At 70.0% G+C, this 19,417-nt stretch carries 16 protein-coding genes, 1 tRNA gene and 1 pseudogene; 7 read left to right on the top strand and 11 right to left on the bottom strand.

The genetic code is table 11. The features are described from left to right. Positions 1-32 precede the first annotated feature (32 nt). Positions 33-107: transfer RNA gene (locus FB384_RS00765), tRNA-Val, on the top strand. A 111-nt stretch (positions 108-218) separates the two neighbouring features. Here the strand turns inward: FB384_RS00765 and FB384_RS00760 are convergent. From FB384_RS00760 to FB384_RS00740, 5 genes are all read right to left on the bottom strand, one after another. Next, positions 219-605 carry an Imm1 family immunity protein gene (locus tag FB384_RS00760; RefSeq protein ID WP_183778204.1) on the bottom strand — a complete coding sequence of 129 codons (387 nt, stop codon included), beginning with the start codon at positions 603-605 and terminating at the stop codon, positions 219-221. Between the two features lie 146 nt (positions 606-751). Further along, positions 752-1,723 carry a GlxA family transcriptional regulator gene (locus FB384_RS27240; RefSeq protein ID WP_323985080.1) on the bottom strand — a complete coding sequence of 324 codons (972 nt, stop codon included), beginning with the start codon at positions 1,721-1,723 and terminating at the stop codon, positions 752-754. A gap of 21 nt (positions 1,724-1,744) precedes the next feature. Next, a complete protein-coding gene (locus FB384_RS00750; protein WP_183778201.1) occupies positions 1,745-2,344 on the bottom strand; it encodes a cysteine hydrolase family protein in 600 nt (199 codons plus the stop codon). 187 nt (positions 2,345-2,531) lie between these two features. Beyond that, the gene (locus FB384_RS00745; RefSeq protein WP_183778199.1) at positions 2,532-3,356 is read right to left on the bottom strand and encodes an ABC transporter permease; all 825 of its coding nucleotides are present in this window, start codon (positions 3,354-3,356) and stop codon (positions 2,532-2,534) included. Then, positions 3,353-4,288 (bottom strand): ATP-binding cassette domain-containing protein, encoded by a 936-nt coding sequence (locus tag FB384_RS00740; protein WP_183778197.1) that lies wholly within the window; start codon positions 4,286-4,288, stop codon positions 3,353-3,355. The genes FB384_RS00745 and FB384_RS00740 overlap by 4 nt, the downstream gene beginning before the upstream one ends. A 77-nt stretch (positions 4,289-4,365) precedes the next feature. Here FB384_RS00740 and FB384_RS00735 point away from each other — a divergent pair, with 77 nt between their 5' ends. Both FB384_RS00735 and FB384_RS00730 read left to right on the top strand, forming a co-directional pair. Continuing rightward, positions 4,366-5,160 carry a TetR/AcrR family transcriptional regulator gene (locus FB384_RS00735; protein ID WP_183778195.1) on the top strand — a complete coding sequence of 265 codons (795 nt, stop codon included), beginning with the start codon at positions 4,366-4,368 and terminating at the stop codon, positions 5,158-5,160. Between the two features lie 160 nt (positions 5,161-5,320). Further along, positions 5,321-6,256, top strand: a complete 936-nt coding sequence (locus FB384_RS00730; RefSeq protein ID WP_183778193.1) for a neutral zinc metallopeptidase — start codon at positions 5,321-5,323, stop codon at positions 6,254-6,256. Positions 6,257-6,272: 16 nt separating this feature from the next. Here FB384_RS00730 and FB384_RS00725 read toward each other — a convergent pair whose 3' ends face one another. Then, on the bottom strand, positions 6,273-7,157 hold the full coding sequence (locus FB384_RS00725) for a PP2C family protein-serine/threonine phosphatase (protein ID WP_183778191.1): 885 nt from the start codon (positions 7,155-7,157) through the stop codon (positions 6,273-6,275). 294 nt (positions 7,158-7,451) lie between these two features. On the opposite strand from FB384_RS00725, the gene dnaE reads away from it, so the two are divergent. Further along, positions 7,452-11,018, top strand: coding sequence for a DNA polymerase III subunit alpha (gene dnaE / locus FB384_RS00720; RefSeq protein WP_183778189.1), 3,567 nt, complete (start codon positions 7,452-7,454; stop codon positions 11,016-11,018). A 203-nt stretch (positions 11,019-11,221) separates the two neighbouring features. Continuing rightward, positions 11,222-12,634, top strand: coding sequence for an MFS transporter (locus tag FB384_RS00715; RefSeq protein ID WP_183784749.1), 1,413 nt, complete (start codon positions 11,222-11,224; stop codon positions 12,632-12,634). Here FB384_RS00715 and FB384_RS00710 read toward each other — a convergent pair. From FB384_RS00710 to FB384_RS00690, 5 genes and pseudogenes are all read right to left on the bottom strand, one after another. Then, positions 12,627-13,373: an SIR2 family NAD-dependent protein deacylase gene (locus FB384_RS00710; RefSeq protein ID WP_183778188.1), complete on the bottom strand. Its 747-nt coding sequence runs from the start codon at positions 13,371-13,373 to the stop codon at positions 12,627-12,629. The genes FB384_RS00715 and FB384_RS00710 overlap by 8 nt on opposite strands. A 266-nt stretch (positions 13,374-13,639) precedes the next feature. Beyond that, positions 13,640-14,266: pseudogene (locus FB384_RS00705) on the bottom strand (DedA family protein); the annotation flags it as partial. Positions 14,267-14,386: 120 nt separating this feature from the next. Continuing rightward, positions 14,387-15,400 (bottom strand): lipoyl synthase, encoded by a 1,014-nt coding sequence (gene lipA / locus FB384_RS00700; protein WP_183778187.1) that lies wholly within the window; start codon positions 15,398-15,400, stop codon positions 14,387-14,389. A gap of 37 nt (positions 15,401-15,437) precedes the next feature. Next, positions 15,438-16,391, bottom strand: a complete 954-nt coding sequence (locus FB384_RS00695; protein WP_183778186.1) for an oxidoreductase — start codon at positions 16,389-16,391, stop codon at positions 15,438-15,440. Positions 16,392-16,758: 367 nt separating this feature from the next. Beyond that, positions 16,759-17,295 carry a hypothetical protein gene (locus tag FB384_RS00690; RefSeq protein WP_183778185.1) on the bottom strand — a complete coding sequence of 179 codons (537 nt, stop codon included), beginning with the start codon at positions 17,293-17,295 and terminating at the stop codon, positions 16,759-16,761. Positions 17,296-17,448: 153 nt separating this feature from the next. Here FB384_RS00690 and FB384_RS00685 point away from each other — a divergent pair, with 153 nt between their 5' ends. After that, entirely contained in the window at positions 17,449-18,051 is a 603-nt protein-coding gene (locus tag FB384_RS00685) for a TetR/AcrR family transcriptional regulator (protein WP_183778184.1), read from the top strand. 403 nt (positions 18,052-18,454) lie between these two features. Next, positions 18,455-19,387 (top strand): LLM class F420-dependent oxidoreductase, encoded by a 933-nt coding sequence (locus FB384_RS00680; protein WP_183778183.1) that lies wholly within the window; start codon positions 18,455-18,457, stop codon positions 19,385-19,387. The last annotated feature ends 30 nt before the right edge of the window (positions 19,388-19,417 follow it).

Genomic DNA, 19,417 nt, shown 5'->3' with positions numbered 1-19,417 from the left:
TGGCCGGTGCCGCAGGCGCCGCCACCCGTGACGGGCGCATAGCTCAGCGGAAGAGCACCTGCCTTACAAGCAGGGGGTCGCTGGTTCGAACCCAGCTGTGCCCACCATATTTGACCAGCGGAAACGCTGATTCGGGGCTGCGTTTGCTGCGTGCACGAACGCACCGCGACTCGATAACTTCGCCCCATGCGTGACAACGGGAGTCGTTGATCCCGTTGTCACGACCGGTCTTCGGCCCACTGTATGCAGGTCGGCCGCTGACCGGTTACGACGAACTCGCCTACGACGCGGTGCATCGTCTCGACGGGCGCCTCGGCGCCTGCCTCCTGCGGGTGGTGGTGGCCGTCCCACGTGAAGTAGTCGATCGGCTCGGTGTTCACGCCATCGGCGGGAACGAGCATGGTGTCCCAGTCGGCCCACACGAGGCATCCGCGGTCGCCGCGGATGCCCACGATGAGCATCCGGTCGTCGGCGCGAGGTCGAACCGCACGCCCGCGTCGTCGGGCCGGGCGATGTCCGGCCTGGGCCATGACGCGCAGCAGCTCGTTTGTGTCGTCGACGGTGGCGACGTCGTAGCAAGCCTGTGGTGTGAGCGCGGACGTCATGCGGTCCCCCGTGGGTCTGCGTGAACGGCTGGCCGGTCTGTCGCGCCGTGCACGGTCAGGGTGTGCCCGGTCGGAAGGCAGCGCGGCAGCACCGCGCGGCAGCTGAGGGAACCGGCGACACCTTCGGGGCCTGCCGGAATCGCTCCTCACGCGTGCGGAGGTGCGTCCGCGACCGTTGCCGTGTCGTCGCCGTGCGCCGCCTGCGTGCGGATGCGGCGCAGCATGCGGGCATCGGCGAACCCGACCGCGTGGGCGGCGGCCTCTGCGGTCGCCCCCTGATTGAGCAGGTGGTCGGCGCGTTCCAGCCGGAGCGCGTGCTGGTATCGCAGCGGCGTCAACCCGGTGGCGCGTACGAACAGCCTGGTCACCGTGCGCTGGCTGCAGCGCGCCGCCTCGGCGAGGGTGGCCAGCGGGAGCGACTCGGTGAACCGCGCGTCGATCACGTCCTCCACCCGGTGCACCGCATCGTCGAGATGCCCGCGGTGCCGCAGCATCACGCTCTCCTGGTGCTGATCGCCGTTCCTGCGGGCGTAGACGACCATCTCGCGCGCCACCCGCGCCGCGACGCCGGGACCCTCCCGGGTCGCGAGCAGGTGCAGCGCCAGGTCGATACCGCTCGCGACGCCCGCCGACGTCACGACCCGCCCGTCGGTCACGAACAGCACGTCCCGCACCACGCGGGCAGTCGGGTAACGCCGCGCGAGCTCGTCCTGCAACTCGTGGTGCGTCGTGCAGCGGCGCCCGTCGAGCAGCCCCGCACGCCCGAGCGCGTCGGCTCCGGAACACACGCTCGCGACCGTGCCGCCGCCGCCGTGGTGCCGCCGCAGCCGTTCGGCCGTCTCCGGGTGCACCGCAGGCCAGCCGGGTGGCCGGCCGATGCGCGATCCCGGCACCACGACGAGGTCCCCGGCGTCGAGGCCGGGCCACGCGGTCTCGGCCCGCAACGGCAAGCCCTGGGCGCTGTGGACGTCCCCGCCGTCGTCGCGGGACCAGGCGGGCTGGGCCACGTAGTGCAACGCGTGGTCGCAGCCGAGCTCGGCTGCGGTGGAGAACACCTGCGCCGGTCCCGCGAGGTCCAGCAGGTGCAGCTGCGGCAGGAGCACGAACACGACACGCACGATCCGGTCAGCCTACGCCGGTCAGCCCGGACCGGTCACCTCGGCGACGCTGCGGATCGTGGCGAACCGTCCGGACAACGCGTACTCGGTGCGCGCGATGATCTCGCCGGTCTGCAGGGTGCGCGGGTCGGCGAGGAGCTCGCCGACCGAGCGCCCTGCTGGAGCGTCGCGGTGCGCGACCGGATTGGTCGCCGTGGCGTCTGTGACGAAGTCGACGTCGTAGCCCAGGTCGGCAGCGATCCGCGCGGTCGTCTCACAGCATTGCTCGGTCCGGATGCCGCACACCGCGAGCTCCCGCACTCCCAGGCGGGTCAGGATCCGATCGAGACCGGTCGTGGTGAACGCGTTGTGTGCCGTCTTGGTCAACACCGGCTCGTCCCCGGCCGGTGTCAGGTCCGCCATCGGACGGACGTGCCCGCTCGAAGGGTCGAAGACGTTGCCGGTCCCCGGTTCGGTGTGCAGCACCCACACGACCTGGTCCCCCTCGGCCCTCGCGTGCTCGACCAGCGTGGACACGGGCGCGACGATGTCGGGATTCGAGATCGTCGGCCACAGCTCGTGCCGCCGGAACGACTCCTGCACGTCGACGACCAACAGCGCGCGATTCCCGGATCCGTTCATGCCTGCGAGTCTGGTGCGGCCCGCGTCACGGCGGAAGGCACGATCAGGCCGGTCGGGTGCACGATCCGGTCAGCCTCACCGCCGCGAACGCGGCATGGCGGCATCGACGCTGTGGCATCGACGGAGTGGCATTGCCGCTGTGGCATCGACGGAGTGGCATTGCCGCTTTGGCACGCCGTGGCCGGTGTCAGCGGGCGATCTTCCTGGGGAAGAGCACGGCGGCGAGCCACACCGCGACGGCGATGAACCCACCGCACCAGAGGAGGCCGATCCACCATTCGTCGCCCGGATTCCCGCCGCTGAGCAGGACGCGGGAGGCGTCGATGATCGGCGTCATCGGTTGATGACCCGCGAAGCCCTGCAACCATCCGGGCATCGTCTCCACCGGCGCGAAACCCGAGGAGACGTAGGGCAGGAACAGCAGCACGAAGCCGTAGCCGCTCGCGGCCTCCGCCGACCCGGCCACCATGCCCAACACGGCGAAGACCACGGTGATCACCAGGATCCACAGCGCCATGAGCCCGACCGCGCCCGCGAACTCGGCGATACCCGCCTCGGTGCGGAACCCCAGGCCGAAGGCGATGGCCAGCACCACTCCGGTGGCCAGCAGATTGCGCACCATCGACGCCGCGGTGTGCCCCAGCAGCACCGTCACCGCGGGGAACGGCATCGTGCGCAGCCGGTTCATGAACCCGGTCGTCATGTCGTTGGAGACGACGACGGCGGTGTACGACGCGCCGAAACCGGCGGCCGTGAGGGCGACGGCGGGCAGTACGTACGCCAGGTAGTCGCTGCGGTCGCCGCCCTGCCCCGCGGCGATGGACTCGCCGAAGATGAACACGAAGATCAGCATGAGCATCACCGGGAGCAGGATCGCCATCAGCAGCGACTCGGTGTCCCGGAACGAGTGCTTCAGGCTGCGGCCGGTGAACACGCGCAGCCCGGTCAACGCTCCGGCGCCGTTGCCGGGGGACGCGGCCTGCACCTCTCTCGGTGGTGTCGTCGTGGTCATGCCGCCACCTCTTCCCGGTCCGCGTCTTTCTGATCTGGGGCGCCGGCCTGTTCGCCGGTGAGTTCGAGAAACACCTCGTCGAGGGTGGGGCGGCGGACGGTCACGTCCACGTCGGGCCGAGTGCGCGCGACGGTGTCGAGGTGGCGGGCGACGTCGATCGCCGACCCGCGGGTGGGGATCTCCTCGAGGATGTGGCCCGCGTCGTCGTGGAGCTGGATGGTCGACCCGCCGATCCGGCCTTTCAGCTGCGCCGCGGTGCCGTCGGCGACGATGTTGCCTTCGTGGAGCACCACGATGCGCTCCGCGAGCGCGTCCGCCTCTTCGAGGTACTGCGTGGTGAGGAAGACCGAGGCCCCGGAATCGGCCAGTGCGGTGATCTCGTCCCAGAGGGCCTGCCTGCTCCGTGTGTCCAGCCCGGTCGTGGGCTCGTCCAGGAAGATCAGCTGCGGGTGTGCGATCAGTCCGGCCGCGATGTCCAACTTGCGGCGCATGCCGCCGGAGTAGGTCGCGACGCGTGCGTGCGCTGCCGTGCTCAGTTCGAACCGCTCCAGCAGGTCGTCGGCGCGTCGCTGGGCATCGCGGCGGGAGAGCCCGAAGAGCTGGCCCATCATGAGCATGTTCTCGGTGCCGCTGAGCTTCTCGTCCACGGCTGCGTACTGCCCGGTCAGCGAGATGAGGCCCTGGAGGGTTTTCCGGTCCCGCCGCGGGTCAAGGCCGAGCACCCGGACCTCGCCCGAGTCGTAGGGGAGGAGGGTCGAGAGGATGTTGACCAGGGTCGTCTTGCCCGAGCCGTTGGGGCCGAGCAGGGCGTGGACGCCGGGCGGCAGCGTCAGGTCCAGGTCGGTCAGCACGCGGTGCCGGCCGTAGCTCTTCGACAGCCCCCTGATCCGGAGGAGTGGCGTATCGGTGTACGCCGGATCTGTGTATGCCATACACCGAGTATGTCATACACTGTTTATTACGTACACTCGTGGCGGCCGGTGGTATCGGTGATGAGAAGATGCGCGGCATGGTCGAACCCACCGAGACCGGACTGCCGCGACCCGTCACCGTCGCCTGGGGTATGCAGGAGGTGCCCCAACGCGGCCCGAACCGCGGACTGAGTCACGAACGGATCGTGGCCGCCGCCATCGAGATCGCCGACACCGAAGGGCTGGCCGCGGTCACCATGCAGGCGGTGGCGAAGTCGCTCGGGTTCACGACGATGTCGCTCTACCGGTACGTCTCCGGCAAGGACGAACTGCTGCGCCTGATGCAGGACGCCGCACTCGCCGTGCCGGAGCAGGTCACCCTGCCCGGCGACTGGCGTGAGGCGCTCCGGGCCTGGGCCGGTCTCGTGCGTGACGGCTTCCGCGGCCACCCGTGGGTACTGGGAATTCCCCGCGGTCAGATCTCGGTGCTGATGCCGAACAGCGTGCGCGTGGCCGATCTGGGCCTCGCCGCGCTGCGGGAGCTGCCGCTCGACGACGAGGAGAAGGTCGGCGTCATCCTGATGGTGTCCCAGCACGTGACGTCCACTGTGGAGCTGGAACTGAGCCTCGCCGACGAGGGCACCGTGGCGGTGTCGCGGGAGGGCCTGGACCTGCTCGGCGAGGTCATCACGCCGGAGCGGTTCCCGCACCTGGCGCCCGTGCTGCAGGCGGGCCACTTCCTGGACACCGAACCCGCAGCCACCTCGAGGGAAGGCGCCGAGGTCGACCACGGACTCGACGCCGACTACGGCTACGGCCTGGATCTGATCATCGCGGGCCTCGAACAGCGGGTGCGCGACGTCTCGTCCGGCGCGGCCGACGACGACGTCTGAACGTCGGCCCTGACGGTCACCGCGGCGACCGGTCCCGGGGTGAGGCCGCCGCATCGGGCGCGGCCGCTGCGCATGGACCGGACAACCGCGCGCGACGGGTTACGCTCGACGGCGCCCCGGCCGTTTCCCCCGACGGCCTCACCCCGACCCGAGGTTGTCCGTGGACCCCGACGACACCAGCACCGGACGCGCCGGTGCGGACCACCCCGAGCCCGCATCCGCGCGCGGTACGCGGTCGCGCTGGCTGCCCGTGGCGATCGCGGTGGCGGCGGCCCTGCTGATGCTGGCCGCCGTGGTCGTCGTCAGCGACCTCGCCGCGGGTGACGGCGACACGGCGTCGGACATCACGCCCGCTGCCGATCCGAGCGCTCCGGACTCGGCTGCGACCGCGCTGCGCGACAGCGGGGCGCAACTGGCCACCGTCGACTGCGACCCCGCCGACCTGCGACAGGGCCGCGACGCCGCCCGTGCCTACTACCGCGACGTGCTCGACTGTCTCGACCGCGCGTGGCGGCCGGTGCTCGATCGCATGGGGGTCGAGCACCGGCCTGCGTCCGTCGACGTCGCCGACGTCCGCACGACCGAATGCGGCGAACTGCCGCCCGCCGACCGTGCGCTCGGCCTGTACTGCGACGCCGACCACACGATCCATCTGCCGTACTCCCGGCTGGCCACGGCCGTCGGCGGCACGGACGAGCCCGCGTTCCTCGCCACGCTCGCGCACGAATACGGCCACCACATTCAGGCGCTCACCGGTGTGTTCACCGAGGCGGGCAATGCGATGTCCGATGTGGGCGCGGCGGCGGAGAGCGAAGTGGGCAGGCGGTTCGAACTGCAGGCGACCTGCTTCGCGGGTCTGTTCCTCGACGCCGCGCGCGACACCGGGTTGGGGGATCCGAGCCGCGGTCCCGAGGTCGCCGTGCAGGACTTCGCCGATTGGAGTGGCGTCGAGAGCCACGGCGGTGCCCGCCTGCAACAGCAGTGGGCCTCCACCGGATTCACCGGCGACTCGGTCGCCGCGTGCGACACCTGGAGCGCCCGCGCCGCCGACATCGGCGGCGCGGGGGAGCGGAGTGGTGCGCCCGCGTCACCGTGAGCGCACGTGCGGGCCGTCAGTCCGACTCGGTTGCGGTTCCGCCGCCCGCGCCGGCCGTGTCGGTGTCATCCGTGCTGCCGGTGTCAGCCGTGTCGGCGTCGCCGGTGTCATCGCTGGCGTCGGCCGCGTCCTCGTCGCCGGTCGACCCGTCGCCGGCAGCCGGGTCGGCCACGTGCACCACGACGCACGTGATGTTGTCCGGACCGCCCGCCTCGTTGGCCAGTTCGATGAGTGTCGCCACGGTGTCGGCAGGCTCGTCGGTCGAGCCCAGGACCGCGCCGATCTCCTGGATGGACACGACGTCGGTGAGCCCGTCGGAGCACAGCAGGTACCGGTCACCCGGTTGCGCCTCGTGCATCTCGAGGTCCGGCTCGGCCGCCTGGCCCGCCAGTAGCGCCTTGATCAGCACCGACCTGCCGGGGTGTACGGCCGCGCTCTCCTCGTCGAGCTTGCCCTCGTCGACGAGTGACTGGACGAGCGTGTGGTCGCGGCTCAGCTGCGTCAGCTCGGCGCCCCGCAGCCGGTAGGCACGCGAGTCCCCGATGTGCCCGAGCGCGAACTCGCGGCCCAGCCACAGCATGACGGTGAGCGTGGTGCCCATGCCGGAGAGTTCGGGGTCGGCGCCGACCCGCTCGTCGAGCACGCTGGAGGCCTGCGTGAACACGGCGGCCAGTTCTTCGAGCGGGTTCAGGTCACCGTTCTCGGCGAGCCGGGTGTCGAGCTCGCCGACGGCGTCGACCGCGATCGCGCTGGCGACCTCGCCCGCCGCGTGCCCGCCCATGCCGTCGGCCACGGCGACCAGGTGCGCGGTCGCCAGCGCCGAGTCCTCGTTCCCGCTCCGCCGTTGGCCGACGTCGGAGCCTGTTGCGCACCTCAGCTCGAGCGCCTCGTCACGTGTCATGTCTGCAGTGAACCATCACCGCCGCGCGCGTGTGACGGTGGCACGGGAAGAACGGGGCATTTCGCGCACATCACCCTGACCTCGTGGGGTGAATGATCGCGTTCGGCCGCCGGATCGGTGCGTATCGTGATCGACTCGGTGGCATTCCGTGGTGGCTCCGACAGGTGGTGCGAATCGCACTCGACGGGCGTCCGGGATGTCGTCGCGTGAGCCCGACGGCGGCCCATTAGGGTGGGCACTTCACCGAGTTTCGCGGGCCCGCGCACGCGCGCGGTCGAAGGGGAGGTTTCGCCGGTGTCCACGGATTCCTTCGTCCACCTGCACGTGCACACCGAGTACTCCATGCTCGATGGTGCGGCGAAGATGGCTCCGCTGTTCCAGGAGGCCTCGCGGCTCCAGATGCCGGCCGTCGGGATGACCGACCACGGCAACATGTACGGCGCCGACGAGTTCTACCAACAGGCGAAGCAGGCGGGCATCAAGCCGATCATCGGCATCGAGGCCTACATCGCGCCGGAGAGCCGTTTCCACAAGAAGCCCGTCTTCTGGGGGCAGAGCAACCAGCGCGGCGCCGACGAGTCCGGTGAGGGCGGTGACGTCTCCGGTGGTGGTGCCTACACCCACATGACGATGCTCGCCCAGAACGCGACGGGGCTGCGGAACCTGTTCAAGCTGTCGTCGCTGGCGAGCATGCAGGGCTACTACCGCAAGCCCCGCATGGACCGCGAGCTGATCGCCGAGAACGCCGAGGGCATCATCGCCACCACCGGCTGTCCTTCCGGTGAGGTGCAGACGCGGCTGCGGCTCGGCCAGCCGGAGAAGGCCTTGGAGGCCGCGGCCGACTACCGGGACATCTTCGGCAAGGAGAACTTCTTCCTCGAGTTGATGGACCACGGCCTGGCCATCGAACGTTCGGTGCGCGAGGGCCTGCTGAAGATCGGCAAGGAACTCGGGCTGCAGCCTCTCGCCACCAACGACTCGCACTACGTCACCAAGGACCAGGCCGACGCGCACTCGGCGCTGCTGTGCGTGCAGTCCGGCAAGACGCTGTCCGACCCCAACCGGTTCCAGTTCAACGGCGACGGCTACTTCCTCAAGTCGGCCGAGGAGATGCGCGAGTACTGGGACTCCGAGGTGCCCGGCGCGGCCGACGCGACGTTGATGATCGCCGAGCGTGTGGAGTCCTATGAGGACGTCTACGCGCACAAGGACCGGATGCCGCGGTTCGAGGTGCCGGAAAGCTACAACGAGTCGAGCTGGCTGCACCACGAGGTCATGCGCGGTCTCGAATGGCGTTTCCCCGAGGGCGTTCCGGACGGCTACGAGGAACGCGCCGAGATGGAGCTCGGCGTCATCGCGCAGAAGGGTTTCCCCGCCTACTTCCTCGTCGTCGCCGACCTCTGCAACTACGCCCGCAGCGTCGGCATCCGCGTCGGCCCCGGTCGTGGCAGCGCGGCGGGCGCGCTCGTCGCCTACGCACTCGGTATCACCAACCTGGACCCACTGCCGCAAAACCTGCTGTTCGAGCGGTTCCTCAACCCCGAGCGCGAGTCGATGCCCGACATCGACATCGACTTCGACGACCGCAGGCGCGGCGAGATGGTCCGTTACGCGACCGAGAAGTACGGCGCCGACAAGGTCGCGCAGGTCATCACGTTCGGCACGATCAAGACGAAGGCCGCGATCAAGGACGCCGCCCGCGTCCATTACGGCCAGCCGGGCTTCTCGATCGCCGACCGGATCTCGAAGGCCCTGCCGCCGCCGATCATGGCCAAGGACATCCCGCTGGCCGGCATCGTCGACCCGGAGCACGAGCGTTACGGCGAGGCCGCCGAGGTGCGCTCGCTGATCGAGAGCGACCAGGAGGTCTCGACGATCTTCGAGACCGCCCGGGGGCTCGAAGGCCTGATCCGCAACGCGGGTGTGCACGCGTGCGCGGTCATCATGTCCAGCGAGCCGCTGGTCGACACGATCCCGCTGTGGCAGCGCGACGACGGTGCGGTCATCACGGGCTGGGACTACCCGTCCTGTGAGGCCATCGGCCTGTTGAAGATGGACTTCCTGGGGTTGCGCAACCTCACGGTCATCGGCGACGCCATCGACAACATCAAGGTCAACCGCGGCGAGGAGATCGACCTCGACCGGCTGGGCATGGACGATCCGGAGTCGTACAAGCTGCTGGGCCGCGGTGACACCCTCGGCGTGTTCCAGCTCGACGGCGGCGCCATGCGCGATCTGCTGCGCCGGATGCAGCCCACGGGCTTCGACGACATCGTCGCCGTGCTCGCGCTGTACCGGCCGGGTCCGATGGGTGTGAACGCCCACAACGACTACGCCGACCGCAAGAACGGGCGGCAGGAGATCACCCCGATCCACCCTGAGCTCGAAGAGCCCCTGAAGGAGATCCTGGCCTCGACCTACGGCCTGATCGTCTATCAGGAGCAGATCATGCAGATCGCTCAGAAGGTCGCCGGTTACTCCATGGGCCGAGCGGACGTGCTGCGCCGGGCGATGGGTAAGAAGAAGAAGGAGGTCCTCGAGAAGGAGTTCGAGGGCTTCCACGCCGGCATGCGCGACCAGGGCTTCTCCGACGAGGCCATCCAGGCGCTGTGGGACACGATCCTCCCGTTCGCCGGGTACGCGTTCAACAAGTCGCACGCCGCCGGGTACGGCCTGGTCTCGTACTGGACGGCCTACCTCAAGGCGAACTACCCGGCCGAGTACATGGCCGCGCTGCTGACGTCGGTGGGCGACAACAAGGACAAGTCGGCGGTCTACCTGTCGGAATGCCGCAGGCTCGGCATCAAGGTGCTGCCGCCGGACGTCAACGAGTCGGGTCCGCGATTCACGGCCGTCGGCGACGACATCCGCTTCGGCATGGGCGCGGTGCGCAACGTCGGCGGCAACGTCGTCGACTCGATCATCAAGACCCGTGAGGAGAAGGGCAAGTACTCCTCGTTCACCGACTTCCTCGACAAGTCGGAGCTCGTGGCGTGCAACAAGCGCGTCCTCGAGTCGCTGATCAAGGCGGGCGGGTTCGACTCGCTCGGCAACACGCGGCTGTCGATGGTGCAGGTGCACGAGGACGCGGTCGAAGCGGTCGTCCCGCTGAAGCGCCAGGAGGCGATGGGACAGTTCGACCTGTTCGGCGCGGGAGCGCCGGACGAGGGCGCAGAGGCCGCCGCATCGTCCTCGCCGCTGGCGCACCTGAAGTTCGACGACGAGGAGTATCCGCGAAAGCAGAAGCTCGCCTACGAACGGGAGATGCTCGGCCTGTATGTGTCGGGCCACCCGCTGGACGGCGCCGAGCGGATCCTGCGCAAACACGCGAAGAAGCCCATCGCGGCGATCCTCGCCGACCCGCCGAAGGAAGGCGAGATCGAGATCGCAGGCCTGCTGACCTCGGTCGAGCGGCGCGTCAACAAAAAGGGTGAACCGTGGGCGATCTGCACCGTCGAGGACATGGACGCCTCGCTCGAGGTGCTGTTCTTCCCGAAGTCGTACGCGATCTTCGCCGCCGACCTGGTGGAGGACAACGCGGTCGTCGTCAAGGGACGCGTCAACTGGCGTGAGGACAAGATGTCGGTGTTCGGCGGCGGTCTCGTGCCGCTGGACCTGTCCGACATCGCCGCGGGCGACGAGGAACCGCCGCTGATGCTCGTCGCCTCGGCCGAGAAGCTGGACCAGAGCGTGGTCGTCGAGCTCAAGCAGACGCTCAAAGCGCATCCGGGGGAGACGCCGGTGCGGCTGAAGCTGGTCGGCAAACGCGAGACGCTGTTCGCGCTGTACGACTATCCGGTGAAGGTCAGTTCGATGCTGATGGGCGAGCTCAAGGGCATCCCGGGCATCATGGCCGGCTGACGTCCGGGCGGCCGCCCCAAGGGCACCTTGGGGGCGTTCGACGCCCCGGAACCTCCCTCGACCAAGCTCCGCCACGGTGGCCGGCTGACGCCGGCGCTCGCGATCGCCGCCGCGCCCGCCTGACGTCGGGGTCCTACCGTGGCGATGTGAGCGAAACCGACGTAGCCACACCGGATCCGCGACGCTGGCGGGCCCTCGCCGTCATGCTGACCGCCGGGTTCATGTCGTTGCTCGACGTCAGCATCGTCAACGTCGCATTGCCGTCCATCCAGGACGCTCTGGACGCGACCGTCGCGGGCACGCAGTGGGTCGTGTCCGGCTACGCGCTGACGTTCGGGCTGGTGCTCGTCACGGGCGGCCGACTGGGCGACGAGCTCGGCAGAAGGCGGATGTTCCTCTTCGCACTGTCGGCGTTCGTCGTCACCAGCGGCATCGCGGGCGCCAGCTCGAGCGAGGGCATGCTGATCGCGGCGCGGTTGGCCCAGGGTGTCGCCGCCGGCATGCTCGCGCCGCAGAACACGGGACTGATCCAGGAACTGTTCCACGGCGCCGAACGGGGCAGGGCGTTCGGCATGTTCGGCGCTACCGTCGGCCTTTCCACGGCCGTCGGCCCGGTGCTGGGCGGGCTGATCATCGCGGCGTTCGGCGACGACGGCTGGCGCTGGGTGTTCTACGTCAACCTGCCGATCGGCCTGGTCGCGCTGGCGTTGGCGGCACGGTGGGTGCCGAAGCGGGAACCCGCACGCCGCGGTGTGGTCTCGCAGCTGGACATCCCCGGCATCGTGCTGCTCGGCCTGGCGGTCCTCGGGGTGCTGTTGCCGCTCGTGCAGTCGGAGCACGGCGGACTGACCTCGCTGTGGTGGATGTTCCCGTTGGCCGGAGTGTTCGCATGGCTGTTCGTGGCCTGGGAACGCGCGGTCGTGCGGCGCGGCCGGATGCCGGTGCTGCACCCACGGCTGTACACGAGCACGCCCGGCTATGCCCTCGGTGCGACGGTCGGTGCGACGTACTTCTGCGGGTTCGGCGGTATGTGGCTGGTGTTCGCGATGTTCTTCCAGCAGGGACTCGGCTACTCGCCGTTGGAGTCGGGACTGCTGGTGACACCGTTCGCGCTCGGCTCCGCCGTGTCGTCGGCGCTCGCCGGCCGTGCGGTCGCCCGATGGGGCAGGCGGGTGACGCTCACCGGGCTCGGCCTCGTGGTGATCGGCGTCGGGCTCGTCGCCGTGTTGGTGCCACTCGTGCCGGACGCCGCGGTCGGCTACGCGGTCGCGGCGCCGCTGCTGCTCGGCGGCATCGGCGGCGGCATGGTGATCGCGCCGAACACGACGCTGACCCTGGACCGCGTGCCGACGAACATGGCCGGCGTGGCCGGGGCCGCACTGCAGACGGGGCAGCGGCTCGGCACGGCGCTCGGCGTGGCCGTGCTCGGTGCCGTGTTCCACGCGGGCGTGACGGGCGGCGAGGGCTACCGCACCGGCCTGGCGATGGCCATGCTGTGCACGGTCGGGTTCACGCTCGTGGCGATGACCATGGCGCTGTTCGACGCGCGGCGGCATCCGCAGCGCAGGCTCGCCGGCCAGCAGGCTCCGGCCTCGCGCGAGGGCCCGCTCACGTGAGCTGCGGCAGCACCTCGGCCAGCGGCTCGCGCAGCACCACGTCCGCGAGGTCGTCGTACGGAGTGGGCGAGGCGTTGCAGATGATCACCGATGCGCCGGTGCCCACGGCGATGTCGACCAGCCCGGCCGCCGGATGCACGGTCAGTGACGTCCCCGCGGCCACCAGCACGTCGCAGGAGATCGCGGCGACGCGGGCGCGGTCGAGCACGTCGGCGTCGAGCGCCTGACCGAACGAGATGGTGGCGGATTTGAGGATCCCGCCGCACACGGTGCACGGCGGATCGTCCACACCGGAGCGCACCCGGTCGAGCACACCTGCCATGTCCCGCCGATCGCCGCAGCCGAGACATTCGGTGTGGAACATCGTGCCGTGCAGTTCGATGACCGTTTCCGGATCCGAGCCGGCCCGCTGGTGCAGTTCGTCGATGTTCTGCGTGATGATCGCGGTGAGCGCACCGCCGCGTTGCAGAGCGACGAAGGCGTCATGGGCCGGATTGGGCTTCGCCTGCCACGCCGGGTGGCCGAGCCGGGCCTGCCAGGCGCGCCTGCGGACGTCGGCGCTGGCGAGATAGTCCTGCAGGTTCGACAGCTTCTCGGCCTCGGGGTCCCGTGTCCACAGTCCGTTCGGGCCGCGGAAGTCGGGGATACCGGAATCGGTCGATATCCCGGCGCCGGTGAGCGCTGTGATGCGGCTCGCACCGGTGACCAGGTCGCGAGCGCGCCGGAGGTCGGCGTTCATGCGTTCCATGATGCGCCCGGCCGTCGTCGAGTCGGCAGGGCGGGCACCGGACCGTCTCAGCCCGGGGAGGTCGACGGCCGGTCGTCGGGATCCGCTCCGGTGGCCGGTGTGGCCGCACCATCGGCAGGGGAGGCGAGGGCACCCTCGCCGTCGGCCGTGACGGCGGTGGCGGCGGTGGCGGACCCATCGGTGGTGATGGCACCGTCGGCGGTCACGGCCGTGGCGGCACCGTCGGTGGTGATGGCACCGTCGGCGGTGACCGCGCTGTCGGCAGGGGCCATCGCCGTCATCGCCTTCTTGCGCTTGTACCGCAGCAGCGCGAACACGGCGACCGCCGCGAGGACGCCCACCACGATCATGCCGCCGGTACTCATGGCGTCCTCGACCTGCTTGGCCGCTTCACCGAGCGCCGCACCCAGCGCGATGTGCAGGGCGGACCAGCACGTGGCCCCCGCGACCGCGGCAGGCAGGAACTTGTGGAACGGCAGTCCGGACGTGCCGGACGCGGCCGGCGTCAGCGTGCGCACGACGGGGAAGAACCGGGCGAAGAACACCGCCCATGCGCCGCGGCGCTGGAGGATGCCGGTGGCCTTGTCCCACGCGTCGACGCCGTATTTCTGGATCAGCTTCGTCTCGCGCAGCTTCGGCCCGAAGCGCCTGCCGATCGTGTAGCCGATCGAGTCGCCGATGCCCGCGCAGATCGTCACGACGATCCACAGAATGAGGAACCGCGGCACCGTGGTGGCGGTTGTGGCCGCGATCAGCAGTCCCGACTCTCCCGGCGCGAGGAACCCAAGGCCGATCGTGCATTCGAGCAGCACGAGCAGACCGGTCGCCCCCACCAGCGCCGGTTGCGGCAGGCTCTGCAGCCAGTTCAGTAAGTCGGTGACCACTGTTTACCCCTGTTCGTCATCCCCACCAGACGCGGCCGCCGAAACAGGTCGCCGCGTGTGCGAGACGACACTATCGGTCGGCGCGCACACGCGGCGTCAGGGATCACCCGGAAGTCCGGGTCAGGACGAGGACTCGCGGGCCAGCACGCTGCTGGCCTCCTGAGCCGCGGGCGCTTCCGCAGCCAGGTGCTGCAGGTTCTCGGAGAGCTCCTCGCCGCGGTGCGCCTTGGTCTTCGCGTAGAGCTTGCCGGCGCGGTACGACGAGCGCACGAGCGGACCCGCCATGACCCCGGGGAATCCGATCTCCTCGGCGGCCTTGGTGTGCTCGACGAATTCCTCCGGCTTGACCCAGCGGTCGACCGGGTGGTGGCGCGGCGAGGGGCGCAGGTACTGCGTGATCGTGAGGATCTCGCAGCCCGCGTCGAACAGGTCCTGCATCGCGGGCGCGACCTCGTCAGGCGTCTCGCCCATGCCGAGGATCAGGTTCGACTTGGTCACCAGCCCGGCCTTGCGGGCCTCGGTGATGACCTGCAGCGAACGCTCGTAGCGGAACCCGGGCCGGATGCGCTTGAAGATGCGCGGCACGGTCTCCGTGTTGTGGGCGAGCACCTGCGGCTCCGAGCTGAACACCTCGGCCAGCTGGTCGGGATTGGCGTTGAAGTCCGGGATCAGCACCTCGACGCCGGTGCCCGGGTTGAGCTGGTGGATCTGGCGGACCGTCTCGGCGTACAGCCACGCGCCGCCGTCCTCGAGGTCGTCCCGGGCGACGCCGGTGACCGTCGAGTAGCGCAGGCCCATCGCCTGCACGCTCTCGGCGACGCGGCGCGGCTCGTCGGTGTCGAGCTCGGCGGGCTTACCGGTGTCGATCTGGCAGAAGTCGCACCGGCGCGTGCACTGGTCACCGCCGATGAGGAAGGTGGCCTCGCGGTCCTCCCAGCACTCGTAGATGTTGGGACAGCCCGCCTCTTCGCACACGGTGTTCAGACCTTCGCGGCGGACGAGTCCCTTGAGTTCGGTGAACTCGGGCCCCATCCGGGCTCGGGTCTTGATCCACGACGGCTTTCTCTCGATCGGGGTCTGGCTGTTGCGCACCTCGAGACGCAGCAGCTTCCGACCCTCCGGCAACGCAGTCACGGCCCCCACCCTACGCGCCCGCGCGGAGCCGACAAGGTCATGCCGGGTCGGGCGTGACCCCCGTCAACTCGGCCGTGAGTTCCCACAACGCGGTACCGGCTGCCTGGTCGGTGGCCGTGGCGAGCGGGCGGACCGTGCCGGGACGGCCGCGCATCTGGCCGGGACCGAGCGGGCCGAAGTAATCGCCGCCGGAGACGCCCGGTGCGGTCGCGGCGTAGAGCTGCGGTGCGGCTCCCTGCTCGGTGTTCTGCGCCAGGAGTAGCCCGCCGAGCCGTCCGCCGACGTTCATCACGGTGCGGAGCACGCCGTTGCGCTGCGCCCGCGCCATGGCCGGTGCCAGGCCGGTGTCGCTGTAGCCGGGGTGAGCGGCGACGCTCACGACGTCGTCGCCCGCGGCGCGCAGCCTCCGGTCGAGTTCCAGCGCGAACGCCTGGTTGGCCAGCTTGGACTGGCCGTAGGCCGCCACCGGGTTGTAGCGACGGTGTTCGAAGTGAGGGTCGGCGGTGTCGATGCGTCCCGCGCGGGCGGCGAGGCTGGAGACCGTGACGACGCGTGCGTGCTGGCGCGCGCGCAGTGCGGGCAGGAGCAGCCACGTCAGCGCGGCGTGGCCCAGGTGGTTGGTGCCGAACTGGAGCTCGAACCCGTCGCGGGTCGTCTCGTGGGGCGGGGCCATCACGCCCGCGTTGTTGACGAGGATGTCGAGACCGTCCCCGGTGCGGTCGCGGACGTCGGCGGCTGCCCTGCGGACGGAGGCCAGGTCGGCGAGGTCGAGTTCCACCAGCTGCGGCTCGGTCGCCGCGCCTGCCGCGATCGTCGCGAGGGCCTGCTTGCCGCGTTCGGGGGAGCGGCAGGCGAGCAGCACGGTGGCGCCCCGTGCGGCCAGCACCCGGGCGGTGTGCAGGCCGAGGCCCGAGTTCGCGCCGGTGACCAGCACCGTCCTGCCGCTCTGGTTCGGGATGTCGGTTTCGGTCCAGATGTCCGTGCGCGCCATGGCGACAACCTACCGGTGAGTAGCGAGGACGCGCCAGCTGAGCTGCCGTGCCGCCACGGTTGACGCGCAGCCACGGTTTCGCGTGGTGAGCTTCGTGGAGTCGGCCGCTCGGCCGAGCTCGATCGGAACGATGGGCCGAGCCGGAGATGTGGCCGCATGCCGGCTGTCGCCGTGTCGGGCCTGCGGGCATGCGTAAGGCCAGGGTCCCGGTAACGCTCCGGGCGGCACCTGGCCTTGCGGCTCGCCCGACACCGCGTGATGTCGAACTCCCGGCCGGGAGTCCACAGCGTTGGCCCGCCGCGGTGCATCGCCCGGATCGGTGTTCGGGTCGGTGCTCGGACTCGGATGCCGGACTCGGATGCCGGGCTCAGCCGGCCGGGGCGAGCTTGCGGAGGAGCTGGCCGACCGGGTTGCGGGGCGCGGCATGGTCGGACGCACGGGTGCGCATGAGCCCGACGAGGGTGTTGCCGACCTGCGTGACCTCGTCGGTGGGTTCGCCGGGTTCGGCGAGTCCTGCCGTGATGGCCAGCATGCGCAGCTGCGCCTCGTGGGCACGGCGCAGTGGCGGATGGTCGTCCAGGTGTGCGTCCAGCACGGCGCGCAGGGTCGCGTGGTCGGAGCACGTCTTGCGCCATGCGCGCGACACGGCGTCGACATGGTCCGCGTCGCGGCCGCCCGGCAGGTCCGCGGAGTCCTCGGGGCCGCCGACCTCGGTGCGCAGTCGCCCGCTGAGTGCCTGCTGCCAGCGATAGTGCAGGGCGAGCAGCACCTTCTCCTCGGTGCCGAACTCTTCGGTCGCTCCCGGGATCTCGGCGATCGACAGTGGCGCCTCGGGATTGCGCCGGGCGCGGCGCACGACGGTGTCGAGGATGTCGCGTCGTCTGTAGTAGTCGTTCCAGCTCATGGGATCCCCCTGTTGCGTGGTTTACGCGACTCTGGGTCGGGACACGTGGTCATACCGCGGGTTTGCGGCATACCGTGGGTATGGAGCCGACAGCACGAACATACCACCGGTATGGCGGTGGGAAACCCGAGTACAGTTGTGAGCGTGGTGACAATGCGGTCCAGGCGTGACGATTACTCGGAATCGACGCGAGCTGCCCTGGTCAAGAGTGCCGTCAGGCTGTTCACGGAACGCGGCTACGCGGGCACGTCGCTCGACGAGATCGCGAAGCGCGCGCGTGTGACGAAAGGCGCGCTGTACCACCATTTCAGCGGCAAACAAGCGGTGTTCGAGGCCGCGTTCGACGAGGTCGAAAGCGACGTCAAAGGGCGGCTGGAGAAGATTCTGAGCGGGCCGGAACCGCCGTGGGACCGCGCACTGAACGGGCTGCGCGAGTTCATCGGCAGCTGCCTCGACCCGGCCTACCAGCGGCTCGCGTTGCAGGAGGCACCGGTCGTCATGGGCTGGGCGCGCTGGCGCGAGGCCGAGGACCGCTACAGCTTCGGGCTCATCAAACAGGCGCTGCAGGACCTCATCGATGCGGGCGAGGTGCTCGCCGTGCCCGTCGAGGTGACGTCCCGGCTGCTGTTCGGCGCACTGTGCAGCGCAGCCACCGAGATCGCCCACTCCACCGACCAGCGCAAGGTCGGTGACGAGATCGAGGACGTGGTCGTGCGGCTGCTGAACCAGGTGCGCAGACCTGCCGCCGACGCATGACCGGCCGGCGCGAAGGGGACCGCGCCGAGGGGCAGGCCGGGGACCGCGCCGAGGACCGTGCCGAGGACGCTGCCGCGCGGTAGCGCGTCGTCGGGGCGGTGGTTGGGCGACGGGCGAGTGCAGAACTTACGGTACTGAGTGATTCAACGTACTGAGTGATTCAACGTACTGAGTGATTCAACGTACTGAGTGACTCACGGTACTGAGTGATTCACGGTACTGCGTGCAGATCTCGTGATGCTGAACGCAGAACTCGCGGTGTTGCGTCCAGAACTCGATGCGGCGGCCCGCCCGTCTCCCGCCGCCGCCCAAAGGGACGCGCTGCACGCGACCTCTTAGGCCCGCCCGTCTCCCGCCTCCGCCCAAGCGGACGCGCTGCGCGCGACCTTCTAGTCTCGTGACCGTGGAACTCAGGATCTTCACCGAACCCCAGCAAGGCGCCGACTACGAGGACCTCCTCCGGGTCGCGAAGGCGACCGAGGACAACGGCTTCGGCGCGTTCTTCCGCTCCGACCACTACCTGAAGATGGGTGACGCGTCCGGCCTCCCGGGGCCGACCGACGCGTGGCTCACGCTCGCAGGTCTCGCCCGTGAGACCTCGACCATCCGGCTGGGCACGCTCGTCACTGCGGCGACGTTCCGGCATCCCTCCGTGCTGGCGATCTCCGTGGCGCAGGCCGACCGCATGTCCGGCGGCCGCATCGACTTCGGTTTCGGCTCCGGCTGGTACGCCGACGAGCACACCGCCTACGGCATCGACCTGCCGCCCACGAAGACACTGTTCGACCGCTACACCGAGCAGCTGGCTGTCATCACCGGCCTGTGGGACACACCCGAGGGGGAGACGTTCTCGTTCTCCGGCGACCACTACACGCTCGACGGCGCCCCCGGCCTGCCGAAGCCGGCGCAGCGACCGCACCCGCCGGTGATCCTCGGCGGCGGTGGCAAGAAGCGCACGCCCGCGCTCGCGGCGCGCTACGCCGACGAGTTCAACACCCCGTTCATGGACGCCGAGTCGGCGGCGGCGCAGTTCGAACGCGTCGACGTGGCCGCGAAGGAAGCCGGTCGCACCACGCCGGTCCGCCGGTCCGCCGCACTCGTCGTGGCCGTCGGACGCGACGAGGCCGAGATCTCCCGGCGTGCGAACGCCATCGGGCGCGAGGTGCCGGAACTGAAGCAGAACGGCCTCGCCGGCACACCCGCCGAGGTCGTCGACACGATCGGCCACTGGCGTGAGAAGACCGGCGTGTCGCGGCTGTACCTGCAGGTCCTCGACCTGTCGGACCTCGACCACCTCGAACTCATCGGCTCCGAGGTCGCCCGCCAGCTCGACTGAGCACCCGCGACGACGGGTGGGGTACCGGAC

It is taken from the genome of Prauserella sediminis, assembly GCF_014195435.1.
In the GTDB taxonomy this organism is placed as follows: Bacteria; Actinomycetota; Actinomycetes; order Mycobacteriales; family Pseudonocardiaceae; genus Prauserella; species Prauserella salsuginis.
The sequence above is the reverse complement of the archived record's forward strand: the minus strand, read 5'-3'. Positions and strand labels throughout refer to the sequence as shown.